This is a genomic window from Vibrio hippocampi, assembly GCF_921292975.1.
GTDB classification, from domain to species: domain Bacteria; phylum Pseudomonadota; class Gammaproteobacteria; order Enterobacterales; family Vibrionaceae; genus Vibrio; species Vibrio hippocampi.
On record NZ_CAKLCM010000001.1, the window covers coordinates 133,322 to 149,340 of the forward strand.

Consider the following 16,019-nt stretch of genomic DNA (forward strand, 5'->3'; position numbering starts at 1 on the left):
ATGACTCAAGCAATACAAGCTGCTCCTTCTCGTTGGGAGCGATTCAAACAATCCGATTTTCTTTATTACTTTAAGCGTGACAAAGTGGCGATGGCGAGTTTCACCGTGTTTATGGTGTTCTTGCTGCTTTCTCTGGCTTCGCCTCTGATTGCGCCCCATGATCCTTATGACCTCAGTACCATCGATATTATGGATGCGGAATTACCGCCATCTTGGATGGAAGAGGGTGACACGAATTTCCTTCTCGGTACCGATGAGCAAGGTCGCGACATCTTATCGACGATTCTGTACGGTTCCCGTTTGTCACTAACAATCGGCTTTATGGCTGTGGGTCTACAACTGCTGTTGGGTACGATTATCGGTCTGTCCGCGGGTTACTTTGGTGGTCGTGTAGATAGCTTCTTGATGCGCTTTGCCGATGTACAGCTTTCGTTTTCAACCATGATGGTCGCGATTATTGTGTCTGCCATTTTTAAGGCGAGCTTTGGGAGCGATTTCTATAGTCAATATGCCGTTTTGATGCTGGTGGTGATCATTGGTGTTGCAGAGTGGCCTCAATACGCTCGAACTATTCGTGCATCTGTATTGGCAGAGAAAAAGAAAGAGTATGTAGAGGCTGCAAGAGTCATGGGCTTTAAGTCCTTACGCATCATGTTCCGTCATATCCTTCCTAACTGCTTGTCACCGATCTTGGTTATCTCGACGGTTCAGGTCGCTAACGCGATCATGTCAGAAGCGGCACTCTCGTTCTTAGGTCTTGGTTTACCGGTCGATCAGCCGTCATTGGGGGCTTTGATCAGTATCGGCTTTAAGTACATTTTCTCTGGTGCATGGTGGATTACTGCCTTCCCAGGTCTTGTGCTGGTGACTTTAGTTCTGGTGATTAACTTACTCGGTGACTGGTTACGTGATGTATTCAACCCTAAAATCTATAAAGGGTGATCCAGAGTGATTGATTTTTAATCTTATTTATAACTAAACTAAGAGTCGCTTTGTAGCGACTCTTTTTTTACCTTTCGCTTGGTAGAATCGAAGTTTTAATAGTGGATAGCGTGTTCAGAGGAAGTATATGAGCCCGATAAAATCAGCTAACAAGTGGCTATGTTCAAGCTTTGCTATTGCAGCCTCACTTTTAGTGTTGAGCGAGCCAAGTCATGCGCAAGATGCACCACTGTGTGATGCCACACAGGTTTCTTCTAACCAACTGCCAGTATTAGAGGCGCAGTGCCCAATTGGTCAGGGAGTTTGGAGTAACAATATTCCATCGACAGAAACTTCTGTTTATTGGATTCAATGTGGTCTGTTGGATGCGCTCATGCCGCTGTCGACAGCCAAGCCACTCTATCGTCAAATCTCCACCCATGTTTGGATGAAGCCTGAGGCGAAAGGCTATCGTTGCCTGCTGGGTCCCTATACAGACAGCCGAGTTGCCAGTAGAGAATTAGCCAAAGTAAAAACGCTCAGAGATTATAAAGACGCTTTTATTCGACACATAAGCCGTGCATCAGCACATGCCAGCCCAGTAAAACCGGTTGCCGCAGGTGAGACCAATATCACCAATTCGATCACCCCCCAAATTTCACAAGAGAACAACCGTCGTACTTCGACGCCTAAAGCAAACACCGTGGTGAAAGTGCCAGCAACAGCAACAACAGCGCAGAAGCCATCACCCTCTAAAACATCATCACAGAACAGTCGCCCCAAGCAGGTGGAGCCTGTCGCGACTTTGCCCACCACAGTCTCTTCCTCGGTGAGCATTCGTTTTAGAGCTCAAGTGCATAATAAGCAGTACACCTTGCCTTACTTAGACAGTAATAACTACCAGTTCTATATGGAGCATAATCAGGCCTGGAATCGCCTAGATTATCAAACTGCGATTAAGGTATGCAGTGACCTAGATATGCGTTTAGTCAACAGCACAGAATGGGAAGCGTTGCTGGCATCCAAAGTGATGACTCGAGAACAATGGCCAGTGCAACTCCCATATTGGGGAGATGGGCAAAAAGGTCTGTTTACCAGCGGTAAAGTGGTGCCCGTTAAGGCGAATACCCAGTTAAACGTGCTGTGTGTGAAATAAACCCAACGGCTTTATGGCAACAGCCAACGGGTTTTAGCGCTGAGTGAAAGCAAATAACTGAGCGCTAATGCACCACCACCACTGATGAGTACCCAAATTGGAATCATCATCATTGGGTGACCTTGATAAAGGTGCAGGGTATTCATTGGCCAAAGAAACAGTGGGTGGAGAATATAAATCCCTAAGCTATGCTTGCTAATGAAACTGACCACACGCTGACTACCGCTATTCAATCGGTCAGCAAAGGCTTTGCAAAGAATAAACACCATACTTGCCGCCAGAACAGTATTGATGGTTTTGTAGGAGAACCATCGACCAACGGAATACCTTTCCGCTTGGATACTGTTTTCTATCACCATGTAGCTACCCAGTGCCATAGCACCCAAGCCAAGAATCACCGCCACTATCACGATGGTCCGGTTTAACGGCAGTTTTTGATACAGCACATAACCTAAAGGTAAAAGCCCCATATAGAGCCAAAACTGTTCGCTCCAAGGACCATCGATGCGAAGTAGAAATAATAGAGTCGTAAGCAACCAAATCGCAGTTAATGCGTAGAGTGCAACATCGTCATAGCGCTTTACCAATGCTTGCAAGAATGGGATAGCAAAATACAGAGGGATAAAGTAATAAAAGAATCCCAGATGGTAGTAGGTTTGATGATGAAAGCTATTAGCGAGAATTTGAGAAACAATACTGCTATCAAACCCAGTGAGACTCCACCCCGAAAGGAACGCGTAGAAAATCGACCAGACGATAAAAGGGACCAGCACTTTTCCCAGACGCCTTGATAGATAATATTTGAGATCGAAAGGACGCTTGTCGTTAAGCATTAGCGCGCCAGTAATCAAAATAAAGACCGGTACAGCCCAGCGGCTAAACCCATTGAAACTGATGGCTGTTATCCATTCGCCCATGGGAATGTCGCCAAGTTGATGTCGATATGGAGCTAATGCATGAATAACGATCACCGCCAGTGCCGCACAGCAGCGCATGGCATCAAAGAAAAAAACGTGCTTTTTGGTATCCATTCATAACTCCTTACAGGCTCTTATGAACTATAAGAAATATAGGCAGATAGGCAAAGGGTGATTGCTTTAAGTTTTTGTAAAAACATACAGTTCACATTTAAATCCGCTGACATTATGATGACTTAGCGCGTTTCGAGTCACGATTAAACTGCCGATACACTTCCGCCACGACAAAACAGAAACCAGCAGGAATAAGTAGAGAATATGAGTTAAAGTGGGCGTAACTCAGCGCCCCTAGCGTTCCACCAACAACAAAGCCAATAATAATCAACAAGAATAGCTTACTCTTTCTGCGATCGAGCTTCTCCCCTCTCAGTATTGAGCCAACCATAATGCCCAGATCGGTAAATAAGCCGGTAACATGAGTCGTTCTTACCACCGCGCCACTGTAGGTTGTCGCCAACGCATTTTGCAGACCGCATGCCGCTGAAGCAAAAAAATGACCGAAAGAGAGGTTATTAGTCAGGAAGGCAAAGGCGAGAAACAGCAGCAGTGACTCTAAAAATAATGCGGTATCGTAATGACGCCCCAACTTGAGCGTTGACCCATGTAGCAGAAAACCAGCAATAGCAGAGCCGATAACAAAGCAGAGCAGGGTTCCCACAAGGTGGAGAATCGTAATGTAAGAGCCTTCTAACAAGCTCACGCCCAGCAAGGTTGCCGTGCCTGACAGATGAGAGACGGACTGGTGTTCAAAACTCAGCAGCCCAATCGCATTAATAAAGCCCGCAATCAAAGCCAAGACCAAAGCGCCAACTTCAACCCATTTGGGTAAACGAGATATCACTTTAACCTACCTTAAACCTACAGCAGTTAGTGGAAGCAAGAAAACGGCCTTATTATGCGCCTGAAAACGGAATGTACAAACCGCTTCTTCCCCTTCACTTTGAAGCGAAACAATAGGAAGCCCAAAATAGACGGCTAGCTAAACACGGAAAATGGAAATAGGGTCTTGAGCCCTGCATTGCTTATTCCGCGATGACTCAAACAAAAACAGCGAACTATCAAGTTGATAATAGTTCGCTGTTTGGTATCGCACCAGAGTGGGAGAGGTGCGTTACCTCATGGTAACAAACTCTTCCGACCCCGTTGGGTGAATTGCAACGACCGAGTCAAAGTCTGCTTTGGTTGCGCCCATCTTCATTGCGACAGCAAAGCCTTGAATCATCTCATCGACGGTAAAGCCGATACCGTGTAAGCCAACGACTTTTTCATCATCACCAGCACAGACCAGCTTCATTTTGCATGGTTGGCGATGTTTGGTTACCGCGGTGTACATTGCGGTGAATCCAGAGGTGTACACCTTGACGTTGTCTTCGCCGTATTGCGCAATCGCTTCTGGTTCCGTTAAGCCAATCGTGCCGATCGGTGGGTGGCTGAATACCACGGTTGGGACGAGATCATAATCCATTTTTGCCGTTGGTTTGTTATTGAATAGACGCTCAGAAAGCTGGCGACCTGCCTTCACTGCCACTGGCGTTAGCTCAATACCGCCTTCCATAATGTCACCGACACAATAGATGCCAGCAACATTGGTGCTTTGGTATTCATCGACCTTGATATAGCCCTTATCGTTGATTGCTACGCCTGTTGAACTTAGGTTAATCGCGTCAGTCGTTGGGTGGCGACCAATCGCCCAAATCAGCTGATCAACGTTTTGGCTTTCACCGTTTTCAAGGTGTAGAGTCAGGCTGCCATCGGCTTCTCTGACCACTTCTTTAGGCACAGAATGGGTGTGCAGTGTTGGACCTTCCGCGTCCATGACTTCAACTAAGGTGTCGATGATCATGGGATCGAAGGTACGCAGTGGAGACTGTTTGCGCACAAATAAGTGAGTTTTTGTGCCAAGAGCACTTAACACGCCGGCAATTTCTACCGCAATATAGCCGGCACCAACCACCGCCACACGCTTAGGTTGTGTCTCTAAATCAAAGAAACCATTGGAGTCAATACCATACTCCGCGCCGGGAATGTTTGGAATGGTTGGACGACCACCCACGGCAATCAAAATATGATCTGCCGTATAAAGTTCGCCATTCACTTCAACGGTTTTTGCATCAACAAATTTCGCAAATCCTTTGATGACGTTAACCTTGTTGTTACCTAGCACTCGGTCATAAGATTGGTGGATACGACCAATGTAGGCTTGGCGACTTTCAACCATCTTGCTCCAGTCAAAGCTTTTTACATCCACATCAAAGCCGTAGTCTTCAGCGTAAAGGTTCATCGCTTCAGCGACTTGAGCTCCGTGCCACATCACTTTCTTGGGAACACAACCTACGTTTACGCAGGTGCCACCAAGATCTTTGGCTTCGATAAGCGCGACCTTTGCGCCATACATAGCAGCACGGTTGGCTGAGGCGATACCGCCACTGCCACCACCAATACAGATATAGTCAAAATGCGTTGCCATTACTTTCTCCGAGAGCTGAATAGTTATAGTTGAATACATTGGGGTGAGCTTTACTCAACTCAACACAGTGAGTGCGCCCAACGGTATCTTATTATGTTCATCATAAATCGAGTCTAGCAACTAACGCCAATGGGAAAAAGTGTCTTTTATTATGACTAATAGCGATGAGTTGTTAGTGCGGCGCTGTTAGCAAGGAGTCAGCCTGTGACTGACTCCTTTGTTTATTAACCCGCAATAGCTCATTACCCGCAACAACTCGCAGCATTGCAGCTCGATGACGGTGCAACATCGTTACCCTTACCAAGATAGGTGTTGGTAAGATAGAAATCACTGAATAGAGTTTCAAAATCTTCTGAGACGGTCAGGTCGATTAAGCCTGATTGCAAGATATTCTGCTGCCAAGCTTGCATCTTAGGTAAACCACAGAAAAAGTCATAGCCGGTACGAGCTTTGACGATGGCTGCACGATGCAAAAGAGGCAACCAAGCAATATCGACATTACTGACCACGTCCGACTTAAAGTAACGCGTGGCACCGGAGAGTTGATCTTCTGATTTTTTGAATGCCTTGATAAGTTTGTCTGAGCGTTCTTCAAACGTCTGTTGGTTCTTACTGCTCATCGCGCCGCACTGAGCTAAGTAGTGCTTACTCCCAAGGTAGCTCCATGCCCTATCAAGGGCATGTTGCTCATTGGTGACATCTTGCTCTACTGGACCATATTCATCTTCGATGTACTCAATGATGGCATCAGATTCAAACAGTGCTGTTCCCGACTCAGTGATCATGACAGGCACTTGACCATTTGGCGCAATATCTAAAAACCACTGCGGTTTGTCTCTTAAGCTGATGTACTCAATCTCAAATGGGATCTGCTTAGTCGCCAATGCTGCCGTGACACGCTGAACAAAGGGACAAATTTTAAAACTAACGATTTTAATCATGATGATTTCCTCAAAGGCAAAAGTGTTTTTTCACCAATAAGACGTAGGCAAACAAAAAAAGACGACAATATTTTGCAAAAGATGGAAATTAATTTTTGCCAAGCTGAATTGGCGGGGGATAAAAATGACAAACGCAGCACTTGGCTGCGTTTGAAATATCGAGATAGAAACCTAGATGCGAGGCTTATTCCGGCACTATCCATTCCACTTTATGGTGACCAGTAGCTGGGGCAATTTGCTGTTGTAAGTAAGGCAGAATCGCCTTCATCTGCTGTTCAAGCTTCCAAGGGGGATTGATAACGATCATTCCAGATGCGGTCATGCCGCGCTCATTGGTATCTGGACTCACACCCAGTTCGATCTGGAGAATTTTGCGTATGCCCAGACTTTCTAGCCCTTCGATCATATCTTCGATGTCGTAGCGATTCACAACCGGATACCAGATAGCATAGATGCCAGTTGCCCAGCGTTTATAGCTCTGCGCGATGGCGGTTACGACATCACGATACTCTCGAGCCAACTCGTAAGGGGGATCGATTAACACTAAGCCACGACGCTCTTGAGGTGGAAGGCTCGCCTTAAGGCGTTTGAATCCATCTTCTTTAAAAATGCTGACTTGGCGGTCACGATGAAACTCTTGCTCAAGCAGAGGAAAATCACTGGGGTGTAACTCCGTTAGTACCATGCGGTCTTGTGGACGCAGTTGGGCACGCGCAACACGCGGTGAACCCGGGTAATAGCGTAATGTGCTATCCGGGTTGAGCGCCGTTATCGCCTCGATATAAGAAGCGATATCTTCAGGTAACCCATTATCACCCCAAAGTTTGGCGATCCCTTGCTTGTACTCACCCGTTTTTTCCGACCATTCATGGGTCAGGTCGTAGCGTCCAACGCCTGAATGGGTGTCATGATAAACAAAAGGCTTATCTTTGTTTTTCAGAGAATCAAGGATCAGGCTTTGAACAATATGTTTAACAACGTCGGCGTGGTTGCCAGCGTGAAAGCTGTGGCGGTAACTTAGCAAGGTAATTACTCATCTAGCGGGATAATCGTCAAATTATATACTGACTCAATGGGCTTGGGTATATATCGACAAAAAACGTGCTGAGGATTGATTTTTCACTCATTTGCCTACATTACTTGATACATACTCACTGAAATGTATTTTCTGTTAAACAGTGAGGGAACCCAATCACAAAAATAGGGATGCTGCATGTCTAATCCATTACTAACTTTTACAGACTTACCTCCTTTTTCCCAGATCAAGCCCGAGCATGTCAAGCCGGCGGTAGAGCAGGCAATAGAAGCGTGCCGAGAAAAAATCGAACAAGTGCTAGCGGATAATTCAACACCGACGTGGGACAACTTGGTTGCTCCTATCGAGCAGATTGATGACAAGTTGAGTCGTCTTTGGTCTCCGGTGAGCCATATGAACTCGGTGATGAACAGCGAAGAACTGCGTGAAGCGTATGAAAGCTGTTTGCCGATCCTGTCTGAATACGGTACTTGGGTTGGGCAGCACAAAGGGCTTTATGAGGCTTATAAGGCCATTAAAGCCAGTGACAGCTTTAACGACCTTACCCAAGCACAAAAGAAAACCATCACCGACTCACTGCGAGATTTTGAGTTGTCAGGTATCGGCTTACCTGCGGACCAGCAGCATCGCTATGGTGAAATCAGCAAGCGTATGTCTGAGCTTGGCTCGCAGTTCTCCAACAACGTATTGGATGCGACCATGGGGTGGAGCAAGCATATCACCGATGCCAGCGAACTCTCTGGGATGCCTGAGTCTGCTTTAGCTGCGGCAAAAGCGGCGGCAGAAGCAAAAGAGTTGGATGGATACCTGCTGACTCTGGATATTCCATCTTATCTGCCAGTACTGACTTACTGCGACAATCAAGCTCTGCGCCAAGAGCTTTATGAGGCTTATGTGACGCGCGCGTCCGACCGTGGTCCCAATGCAGGTAAATGGGATAACTCAGAAATCATTGCTGAACAGCTTAAACTGCGTCATGAAATTGCCCGTTTGCTCGGCTTTGGTTCATTCAGTGAGAAGTCTCTAGCGACCAAAATGGCAGAAACGCCAGCACAGGTGTTGGGTTTCTTGAATGACTTGGCTGAAAAAGCCAAGCCGCAAGGTGAACGTGAAGTAGAAGAATTACGTCAGTTTGCCGAGAAAGAATTTGCCGTGACGGAGTTAAATCTGTGGGATATCGCTTACTACAGTGAAAAACAAAAACAGCACCTATTCCAATTCTCTGATGAAGATCTGCGCCCTTATTTCCCAGAACAGACCGTGGTGAATGGTTTATTTGAGGTACTCAACCGCCTGTTTGGCATGAAGATTACTGAGCGCAAAGGGGTGGATACTTGGCATGAGTCGGTGCGTTTCTTTGATATTTTTGATGCGCAAGGCTCCTTGAGAGGCAGTTTTTACTTAGATCTTTACGCTCGCGAACATAAACGCGGTGGCGCTTGGATGGATGAGTGTCGCGTTCGTCGCATCGATATTGACAGTGAACTGCAAACACCAGTGGCTTACCTGACTTGTAACTTCAACCGCCCAGTCGGTGATAAGCCAGCCTTGTTTACTCATAATGAAGTGGTCACTCTGTTCCATGAAACTGGTCATGGTATTCACCACATGCTGACCAAGATTGATACTGGTGCCGTTTCTGGCATTAATGGTGTGCCTTGGGATGCGGTGGAGTTGCCAAGCCAATTCCTTGAAAACTGGTGTTGGGAAGAGGAGGCGCTGGCGTTTATTTCTGGTCACTATGAAACCGGTGAGCCACTCCCTAAAGCGATGCTGGATAAAATGCTCGCCGCGAAGAACTTCCAGTCGGCGATGTTTATTCTTCGTCAGCTTGAGTTTGGTTTGTTCGACTTTACTCTGCACACTGAGTATGATCCAGATATCGGTGCTCGTGTTCTAGAAACATTAGCGGAAGTGAAATCTAAGGTCGCGGTGCTGCCGAGTCTTGAGTGGAACCGTTTCTCACACGGCTTTAGTCATATCTTTGCGGGTGGCTATAGTGCGGGTTACTACAGCTATCTGTGGGCTGAGGTGTTGTCGTCAGATGCATACTCACGCTTTGAAGAAGAAGGTATTTTCAACCAAGAAACGGGTCAAAGCTTCCTTAACAATGTGTTAGAAATGGGCGGCAGTGAAGAGCCAATGGAGCTATTCAAGCGCTTCCGTGGTCGCGAGCCTGAGATTGATGCCCTATTGAGACATTCAGGCATTAGCGCCTAACATTGGATTTTTAGTGATGATAGCCTCTTGTTGATAAGAGGCTATTTTTTTATGGATTAACGCTTTTTATGGATTGACGTTACGACTGATCGGGTTTTGCAGTGAGATCAGTGTCTCTGTCGACTGAACTTCATCGATAGCTTGCAGCTTTTCAATCAGCACTTTTTGTAACTCTTCAATCGAACGGCACATCAGCTTGACGAAGATATTGTAAGCACCTGTGGTGTAATAGGCCTCAACGACCTCATCGAGGGCGTTAAGTTTTTCTAGCGCGGAGTGATAATCCCTTGCCGCATACAGGTTGATGCCGATAAAACAACACACGTCATAGCCCAGCTTTTTGGTGTTAACGATGACTTCTGTCCCTTCGATAATTCCCGCCGACTTCATTTTCTCAATTCGCACGTGAATGGTGGCTGGGCTGACTTGAAACTGTTTGGCCATTTCCGCATAGGGCTTTCTAGCATCTTCCATCAGCGTTTTTAGAATCGCTTTGTCTAAGTCATCGAGACCAGCAGGGTGGTGCATAATCAATCCTTTTTAATTCGCAAAATATCGCCGTTATGAATCGATAGCTTATCACTAATCGGTGGCATCAGTCTTATATTGGTGGCGCATCACTCTTGATGTAAACTTGCTAGGTTAAATCACCCATTGCCCTCCGGAGCCTATCTTGCACATTCAACTGATCAGCGAACAATCTTCAAGAGCCGATGAACTGGAACGCCTTGCCCAGCGTTGGGGGCTGATAGCCAGTTCTGATAGCGATTTTGCCTTAGTTCTGACCGCTGACCGTCTTGAGCTGCGTAAGTTAAACGAGCCTAAACTTGGCGCCATCTACGTTGATCTCGCGGGTGGTGCGGTTGCCCACCGTCGCAAGTTTGGCGGCGGTAAAGGGCAAGCGATAGCCAAAGCAGCCGGTTTAAACAAAGGCGTTACTCCAACCATCCTTGATGGAACCGCCGGACTGGGTAGAGATGCTTTTGTATTGGCCTCTTTGGGGTGCAAAGTACATTTGGTAGAAAGACATCCGGTTGTCGCTGCGTTGCTTGATGATGGTTTATCTCGCGCGAAACAAGACCCTGAGATCGGCGGTTGGGTGTCTGAGCGTATGTCTCTGCTTCATGCCTCTAGCCTTGATGCACTGAATCAGTTGGCTCAAGACCGACAGTTTACCCAGCCCGATGTGGTCTACCTTGATCCAATGTATCCTCATCCAGAAAATAAGAAAAAGTCAGCGTTAGTAAAAAAAGAGATGCGAGTGTTCCAGTCATTAGTCGGTGCCGACCACGATGCTGACGGTTTACTGGCACCAGCGCTGCAATTAGCGGCAAAACGTGTGGTGGTTAAGCGACCGGATTATGCGCCTTGGCTTGATGAACAGAAACCTAGCATGGTGATTGAAACTAAGAAGAATCGCTTTGATGTGTATGTGAACGCTGCAATGAGCGATTAATCGAACGGCAAGTTTGCAGAGTAAGGGTTGATTTTCTCGTCAATAGTCACTATATCTGATTAATAACCATTCTTATTATCGTTTGGTTGTTTGCTTACAATGGGTATAGCGTGGTGGAATTGGAGAGTAGTATGACCAAGCGTTTGTGCAAGTATCGTCGTGTTGAAATCAGCGCTCAGCTTGGGGAGATCACCCAATTGGTGGCTCAGCCTAAGTACATGTGTGGTTCTTGTACTCGCGTCGCCTCCCATCGTTCCGCACTCTGCAAGCCCCGTTTGCTTGAGACGGCGACGGTTTCGGCAGGGAACTCAGTTATCGCTAATTCTGCAATGACACCACTTGCAACAACACCGCGTGAAACCGACATTAAAGCGGATGCAAATCACACTCGGCATAGCAAACAAGATAAGCGTGCGGTGAAAGCCGCGAAAAAAGCGCTCAAGAAACAGAGTAAAGCGCAGAAGAAGCTCGCAAAGTTGGTTAAGAAAAGCCAAAAGCTAGCGAAGCAGCAACGGAAGCTGGAGCTGAAGTATCAACATCTCGCTCATAAAGCGGATAAGCGGGTGGCGAATATCGCCACCCAGACACAGCTGCATTAGTTTATCGACGTTGAGCTTGAGCTTTGGGTTTCACCCATAGCTCGTTCACGACCAAAGACAATAAGATCACCCCACCGCCTATGGCGAGTTTGGTAATATCAACCTCTCTATTCCAGATAACGATGTTGACCACCAAACCCGCAGGCACTAGCACGTTATTCATCACTGCTAAAGCGCCTGCGTTAACCATGCAGGCACCTTTATTCCACACAAAGTAACCCAAACCAGACGCAACGATGCCAAGGTAAACGAGTATCCCCCATTGTAATTGGGTCGTCGGTAGTTTGTCGGTGTTACCAAATAGCGCAAAGGCAACCAGCGCTACAACGGTCGCGCCTAGGTAGAAAAAGCCAAAAATAGTATGTTGCGGCAGCGTGACTTGCTCTTTCTCCATCAAATATTTGTAGCTCACCTGACCAATCGCAAAGCAGAGATTGGCGCCTTGAACCACTAGGAAGCCGAGTAAGAAATTGTCGTTGATGCCGGCAAACTTGATGAAGGCTGCGCCCAAAACGGCAATAACCGCAGTGACTAAGTACCACGGAGAGAACTGCCCTTTTAATCGATCATAAAATAGCGTGACATAAATCGGGGTAAAGACAGTAAACAGCAGAACTTCCGGCACCGAGAGCAATAGAAATGAGTGGTAGTAAAAGCAGTACATTAAACCAAGCTGAACACCACCTATCGCCATCAACTTGATCGCCAGAGAGCGAGAAACTTGCTTAAAGCGTAAGAAGGGTAAGAAAACCACCGCCGCTAATACCACCCGCATGAGTACGGAAAACCAAGCGTCAACCTGCCCGGCTAGATAAACACCAATCAAGCTAAATGAGAACGCCCAAAGCAGCGTTACAAAGTAAAGATATCCCATAAGTTTTTATTTCTACTGTCCATAAATGATTTGAAATCAACCTCTGCCTGACAACAAACGGTTTTCTGCGTTGTTGGCATAGTGTTGAATGTAATTCTGGCGGCAGTATAGCGGAGTCTGAGCAGGATGTTGATATGCAATGAACAGGGGTATAAAAAAGGCTCCCGATGGGGAGCCTGAGAAAATTACTCTTTAATTGGAACCACCAGCAGATCAACTGGCACAGTATTAATTAATTGGCGAGTTGAGGAGAGGAGCTTGCTCCAGAAATCTTGATGATGTCCGCAGACCACCAAATCCACATCAAACTCTTTAATGGTGTCACGTAGTTCGTTACTGAGATCGCCACTCCCAACCAGCGAGTGCTTGATAGGGTAGTCAGCATATTCAGCAAATTTTTTCAGTTGCGTCAGAGAGGCTTCCATTACGTGGTTTTGATTCTCCGCCATGTTGAGGTCGATGAGTCCCGTATAGAGTTCAGCAAAATTGACATCAATATGCACAAAAGAGACTTCTGAGCCAAGCGGCTTGGCTAAAGAAACGGCTCGGTCAATTAATAGGTTACTTTCATCCGAAAGATCTAGGGCAACCAAGATATGTTTGTAACTCATAACGCGCTCCTTTTGACGTTAGTTATATAAAAAACATACCAATAAAATCAAAATAATGATGCTGTCGTGATCGCAAAATGATGCGGTTTTTAAGTGAAGCGTGGAGGTAAATTTCTTAATAAAAAGACAAAAATTTGTGAGCAAAGTCTAAAATTCCTTTCTAGACTCTAATTAGACAGTCGAGGACGGCGAGCAGTCCTGTCTCGGTAGCGAACTGTGCGGTATCTTAGGCACTTATGTTATATCGACGTTAACACAAGTTAGCCAGTTAGGAGTACAGCATGTTATCTCAGGAAATGGTCGAACAGCTAAACGCGCAAATTAACCTGGAGTTCTTCTCATCCAACCTATACTTACAGATGAGTGCTTGGTGTGAAGATAAAGGGTTTGAAGGTGCGGCAGAATTTCTTCGCCAGCACGCAGATGAAGAACTTGAACATATGAAAAGGCTCTTCACCTATGTCAGCGAAACCGGTGCTTTGCCTATTCTTGGCGCGATTGATGCGCCTAGACATGAATTCGACAGTTTAGGGGATGTATTCCGAGAGACGTATCAGCATGAACAAATGATCACTCAGCAAATCAACAAGCTAGCTCATGTTGCTTTTATGGCTCAGGATTACTCAACATTTAACTTTCTTCAGTGGTACGTTGCCGAGCAACATGAAGAAGAAAAATTGTTCAAAGGGATCTTAGATAAGTTAGAACTCGTAGGAGAGAACGGACAAGCGCTGTTCTTTATCGACAAGGATTTAGCAACGTTAGCAAAAGAGGGTTCTTCTTCCATTATGGATGCTCCAGCTGAGTAACATCGGCGCTTAAAAGACGACTGGTCGTCTTTTACTCTTGAGCATCTTGGAAGATGTAGGGAGGAAAAGATGATCAGTGGAGACACTATTCTATTCGTTTTAATGCTCGTTACCATGGTCAACATGGCCCGGTATCTGACTGCACTACGCTCACTTATTTTTATCATGCGCGAGGCGCATCCGCTCTTGTATCAGCAAGTGGATGGACGTGGATTCTTTACCACACATGGCAACATGTCTAAACAGGTAAGGCTTTATCACTACCTGAAGACTCGGGAATACCACCATCATCATGATCCGGTATTCACTGGAAAATGTGATCGTGTAAGAGAGTTATTTGTTCTGTGCTGTGCGCTCGTTGGTGTAACACTTTTTGCCAGTTTCCTTTTATAACTGACGATAGCATTTGAGGTTAACGAGCCATCGCCAGCAATACGCTATTTGGTTAGTGTAAGTGGCTTTTGGCTGATGAAACCGCTAAAATAACGCGCTAATTTGGAAAGGATGTGCCGATGCACATCCTTTTTTATTATTTTGGGTTTGTTATAGGTAAAGGTCATGAGCCAAAAAGTTGATGTGGTTGTCATTGGTGCTGGTGCCGCTGGCTTGATGTGTGCTGCTCATGCCGGTATGCGTGGTCGTTCGGTATTGGTGCTGGATCATGCCAAAAAGCCGGGACGAAAAATCCTCATCTCAGGAGGAGGCAAGTGTAACTTCACCAACTATGACGTATCAGCCAATAACTATCTTTGTCAAAACCCGCACTTTGTAAAATCGGCACTTTCTCAATACAGTCACTGGGACTTTATCTCTTTGGTGAGCAAGTATGGTATTGAGTTTGAAGAGCGAGATCACGGGCAGTTATTCTGTCTTGATTCAGCCAAACAGATTGTCAGTATGCTGCTTGCCGAATGTGAGCAACCTAACGTTAAGTTCCGTTATCAGTGCGATGTACATTCTATTGAAAAAACACCGCAGGGCTTTAGCTTATATGCCGACACCGATGCTATAGAGTGCCAATCCCTTGTGGTTGCAACGGGTGGTTTGTCGATGCCGAAATTAGGCGCAACACCATTCGGATACAAGATTGCAGAACAATTTGACCTAGAGGTGATTCCGACCAGCGCGGGCTTGGTGCCTTTTACCTTACATAAAGAAGACAAAGAGGACTTCTCTGAATTGTCTGGCATTGCGATTCCCGCAGAGATCTCTGCCAATGATGGCACTCTGTTTAAAGAAGCCTTGCTGTTTACTCATCGAGGCTTATCGGGTCCGTCAGTATTGCAGATTTCATCTTTTTGGAAACCAGGACAGAATGTCTCGGTCAATTTGGTGCCAGAGGCAGATATTGAAGCGTTATTAAGCCGATCTCGCGAAAAACACCCCAATCAAAGCCTAAAGAACACCTTGGCAAGAGTGCTTCCAAAACGTTTGGTGGAAGTGCTGATCGAGCGTCAGGTGTTTGCCGACAAGCCGTTGAAGCAGTACAACCCCAAAGAGCTGGATGCTATCAGAAGCAGTCTAGAGAACTGGAAAATTGTTCCCAATGGTACCGAGGGCTATCGCACCGCTGAGGTCACCTTAGGTGGGGTAAACACCGATCATCTATCTTCAAAAACAATGGAGTGTAAATCCGTTCCCGGGTTGTATTTTATCGGCGAAGTGATGGACGTAACGGGTTGGCTAGGTGGCTATAATTTCCAATGGTGCTGGTCGAGTGGCTATGTGGCTGGGCAGAGTGTTTAGTCGCATCGATTGTGCGGTAGCCAAGATGGAATAAGCTTTGTTGCTTGCAATCCCGAGTCATCAAACAGCTTTTGGGGTTAGCTGCACTGGCTTTGTGTTCTTCGTTTTATACGCTGGTTTTTCAGCTTTAAGGGGTGGTTCAAGGAAAGGACGGGTGATTCTAGTTAATATCACGTTCTTAGTCACGTTTCAGAGCGTTACTCTGA

The 16,019-nt window shown here is 46.2% G+C and carries 16 protein-coding genes; 8 read left to right on the plus strand and 8 right to left on the minus strand.

Translation table 11 applies throughout. The features are described 5' to 3' along the window. Together L9Q39_RS00670 and L9Q39_RS00675 are read left to right on the plus strand one after the other, a co-directional pair. On the plus strand, positions 1-942 hold the full coding sequence (locus L9Q39_RS00670; RefSeq protein WP_237483241.1) for an ABC transporter permease: 942 nt from the start codon (positions 1-3) through the stop codon (positions 940-942). A 127-nt stretch (positions 943-1,069) separates the two neighbouring features. Further along, positions 1,070-2,077, plus strand: a complete 1,008-nt coding sequence (locus tag L9Q39_RS00675) for an SPOR domain-containing protein (RefSeq protein WP_237483242.1) — start codon at positions 1,070-1,072, stop codon at positions 2,075-2,077. Positions 2,078-2,088: 11 nt separating this feature from the next. Here L9Q39_RS00675 and L9Q39_RS00680 read toward each other — a convergent pair whose 3' ends face one another. From L9Q39_RS00680 to L9Q39_RS00700, 5 genes are all read right to left on the minus strand, one after another. After that, complete coding sequence (locus L9Q39_RS00680; RefSeq protein WP_237483243.1) at positions 2,089-3,108, minus strand: acyltransferase; 1,020 nt, start codon at positions 3,106-3,108, stop codon at positions 2,089-2,091. A 112-nt stretch (positions 3,109-3,220) separates the two neighbouring features. After that, entirely contained in the window at positions 3,221-3,895 is a 675-nt protein-coding gene (locus tag L9Q39_RS00685; RefSeq protein ID WP_237483244.1) for a YoaK family protein, read from the minus strand. Positions 3,896-4,165: 270 nt separating this feature from the next. Continuing rightward, entirely contained in the window at positions 4,166-5,521 is a 1,356-nt protein-coding gene (gene gorA / locus L9Q39_RS00690) for a glutathione-disulfide reductase (RefSeq protein ID WP_237483245.1), read from the minus strand. Between the two features lie 242 nt (positions 5,522-5,763). After that, positions 5,764-6,462, minus strand: a complete 699-nt coding sequence (locus L9Q39_RS00695; RefSeq protein WP_237483246.1) for a glutathione S-transferase family protein — start codon at positions 6,460-6,462, stop codon at positions 5,764-5,766. A 184-nt stretch (positions 6,463-6,646) separates the two neighbouring features. Continuing rightward, positions 6,647-7,486, minus strand: a complete 840-nt coding sequence (locus L9Q39_RS00700; protein ID WP_237483247.1) for a 23S rRNA (adenine(2030)-N(6))-methyltransferase RlmJ — start codon at positions 7,484-7,486, stop codon at positions 6,647-6,649. 189 nt (positions 7,487-7,675) lie between these two features. Here L9Q39_RS00700 and prlC point away from each other — a divergent pair, with 189 nt between their 5' ends. Then, complete coding sequence (prlC, locus tag L9Q39_RS00705; RefSeq protein ID WP_237483248.1) at positions 7,676-9,718, plus strand: oligopeptidase A; 2,043 nt, start codon at positions 7,676-7,678, stop codon at positions 9,716-9,718. A gap of 66 nt (positions 9,719-9,784) precedes the next feature. Here the strand turns inward: prlC and asnC are convergent, their stop codons facing one another. Then, positions 9,785-10,246, minus strand: a complete 462-nt coding sequence (asnC, locus tag L9Q39_RS00710; RefSeq protein ID WP_237483249.1) for a transcriptional regulator AsnC — start codon at positions 10,244-10,246, stop codon at positions 9,785-9,787. A gap of 145 nt (positions 10,247-10,391) precedes the next feature. On the opposite strand from asnC, the gene L9Q39_RS00715 reads away from it, so the two are divergent. After that, positions 10,392-11,174 (plus strand): class I SAM-dependent methyltransferase, encoded by a 783-nt coding sequence (locus tag L9Q39_RS00715; protein WP_237483250.1) that lies wholly within the window; start codon positions 10,392-10,394, stop codon positions 11,172-11,174. Between the two features lie 131 nt (positions 11,175-11,305). After that, positions 11,306-11,773, plus strand: a complete 468-nt coding sequence (locus L9Q39_RS00720; RefSeq protein WP_237483251.1) for a hypothetical protein — start codon at positions 11,306-11,308, stop codon at positions 11,771-11,773. Position 11,774: 1 nt separating this feature from the next. On the opposite strand, the gene L9Q39_RS00725 is transcribed toward L9Q39_RS00720, so the two are convergent. Both L9Q39_RS00725 and L9Q39_RS00730 read right to left on the minus strand, forming a co-directional pair. Then, the gene (locus tag L9Q39_RS00725; protein ID WP_237483252.1) at positions 11,775-12,647 is read right to left on the minus strand and encodes a carboxylate/amino acid/amine transporter; all 873 of its coding nucleotides are present in this window, start codon (positions 12,645-12,647) and stop codon (positions 11,775-11,777) included. 185 nt (positions 12,648-12,832) lie between these two features. Beyond that, complete coding sequence (locus L9Q39_RS00730; protein ID WP_237483253.1) at positions 12,833-13,258, minus strand: universal stress protein; 426 nt, start codon at positions 13,256-13,258, stop codon at positions 12,833-12,835. A 281-nt stretch (positions 13,259-13,539) separates the two neighbouring features. Between L9Q39_RS00730 and ftnA the strand changes: the two genes are divergently transcribed. From ftnA to L9Q39_RS00745, 3 genes are all read left to right on the plus strand, one after another. Further along, positions 13,540-14,067, plus strand: coding sequence for a non-heme ferritin (gene ftnA, locus L9Q39_RS00735; protein WP_237483254.1), 528 nt, complete (start codon positions 13,540-13,542; stop codon positions 14,065-14,067). Between the two features lie 69 nt (positions 14,068-14,136). After that, positions 14,137-14,460 carry a universal stress protein UspB gene (uspB, locus tag L9Q39_RS00740; protein ID WP_237483255.1) on the plus strand — a complete coding sequence of 108 codons (324 nt, stop codon included), beginning with the start codon at positions 14,137-14,139 and terminating at the stop codon, positions 14,458-14,460. Between the two features lie 165 nt (positions 14,461-14,625). Then, the gene (locus L9Q39_RS00745; RefSeq protein ID WP_237483256.1) at positions 14,626-15,813 is read left to right on the plus strand and encodes a BaiN/RdsA family NAD(P)/FAD-dependent oxidoreductase; all 1,188 of its coding nucleotides are present in this window, start codon (positions 14,626-14,628) and stop codon (positions 15,811-15,813) included. Positions 15,814-16,019: the final 206 nt, after the last annotated feature.

What these genes read in the sequence shown, in the direction of transcription:
- L9Q39_RS00670 (WP_237483241.1), top strand. Translation starts at nt 1, where the DNA reads ATGACTCAAGCAATACAAGCTGCTCCTTCTCGTTGGGAGCGATTCAAA.
- ftnA (WP_237483254.1), top strand. Translation starts at nt 13,540, where the DNA reads ATGTTATCTCAGGAAATGGTCGAACAGCTAAACGCGCAAATTAACCTG.
- L9Q39_RS00680 (WP_237483243.1), bottom strand. Translation starts at nt 3,108, where the DNA reads ATGGATACCAAAAAGCACGTTTTTTTCTTTGATGCCATGCGCTGCTGT.
- prlC (WP_237483248.1), top strand. Translation starts at nt 7,676, where the DNA reads ATGTCTAATCCATTACTAACTTTTACAGACTTACCTCCTTTTTCCCAG.
- L9Q39_RS00745 (WP_237483256.1), top strand. Translation starts at nt 14,626, where the DNA reads ATGAGCCAAAAAGTTGATGTGGTTGTCATTGGTGCTGGTGCCGCTGGC.
- L9Q39_RS00720 (WP_237483251.1), top strand. Translation starts at nt 11,306, where the DNA reads ATGACCAAGCGTTTGTGCAAGTATCGTCGTGTTGAAATCAGCGCTCAG.
- L9Q39_RS00695 (WP_237483246.1), bottom strand. Translation starts at nt 6,462, where the DNA reads ATGATTAAAATCGTTAGTTTTAAAATTTGTCCCTTTGTTCAGCGTGTC.
- L9Q39_RS00725 (WP_237483252.1), bottom strand. Translation starts at nt 12,647, where the DNA reads ATGGGATATCTTTACTTTGTAACGCTGCTTTGGGCGTTCTCATTTAGC.
- L9Q39_RS00730 (WP_237483253.1), bottom strand. Translation starts at nt 13,258, where the DNA reads ATGAGTTACAAACATATCTTGGTTGCCCTAGATCTTTCGGATGAAAGT.
- uspB (WP_237483255.1), top strand. Translation starts at nt 14,137, where the DNA reads ATGATCAGTGGAGACACTATTCTATTCGTTTTAATGCTCGTTACCATG.
- asnC (WP_237483249.1), bottom strand. Translation starts at nt 10,246, where the DNA reads ATGCACCACCCTGCTGGTCTCGATGACTTAGACAAAGCGATTCTAAAA.
- gorA (WP_237483245.1), bottom strand. Translation starts at nt 5,521, where the DNA reads ATGGCAACGCATTTTGACTATATCTGTATTGGTGGTGGCAGTGGCGGT.
- L9Q39_RS00675 (WP_237483242.1), top strand. Translation starts at nt 1,070, where the DNA reads ATGAGCCCGATAAAATCAGCTAACAAGTGGCTATGTTCAAGCTTTGCT.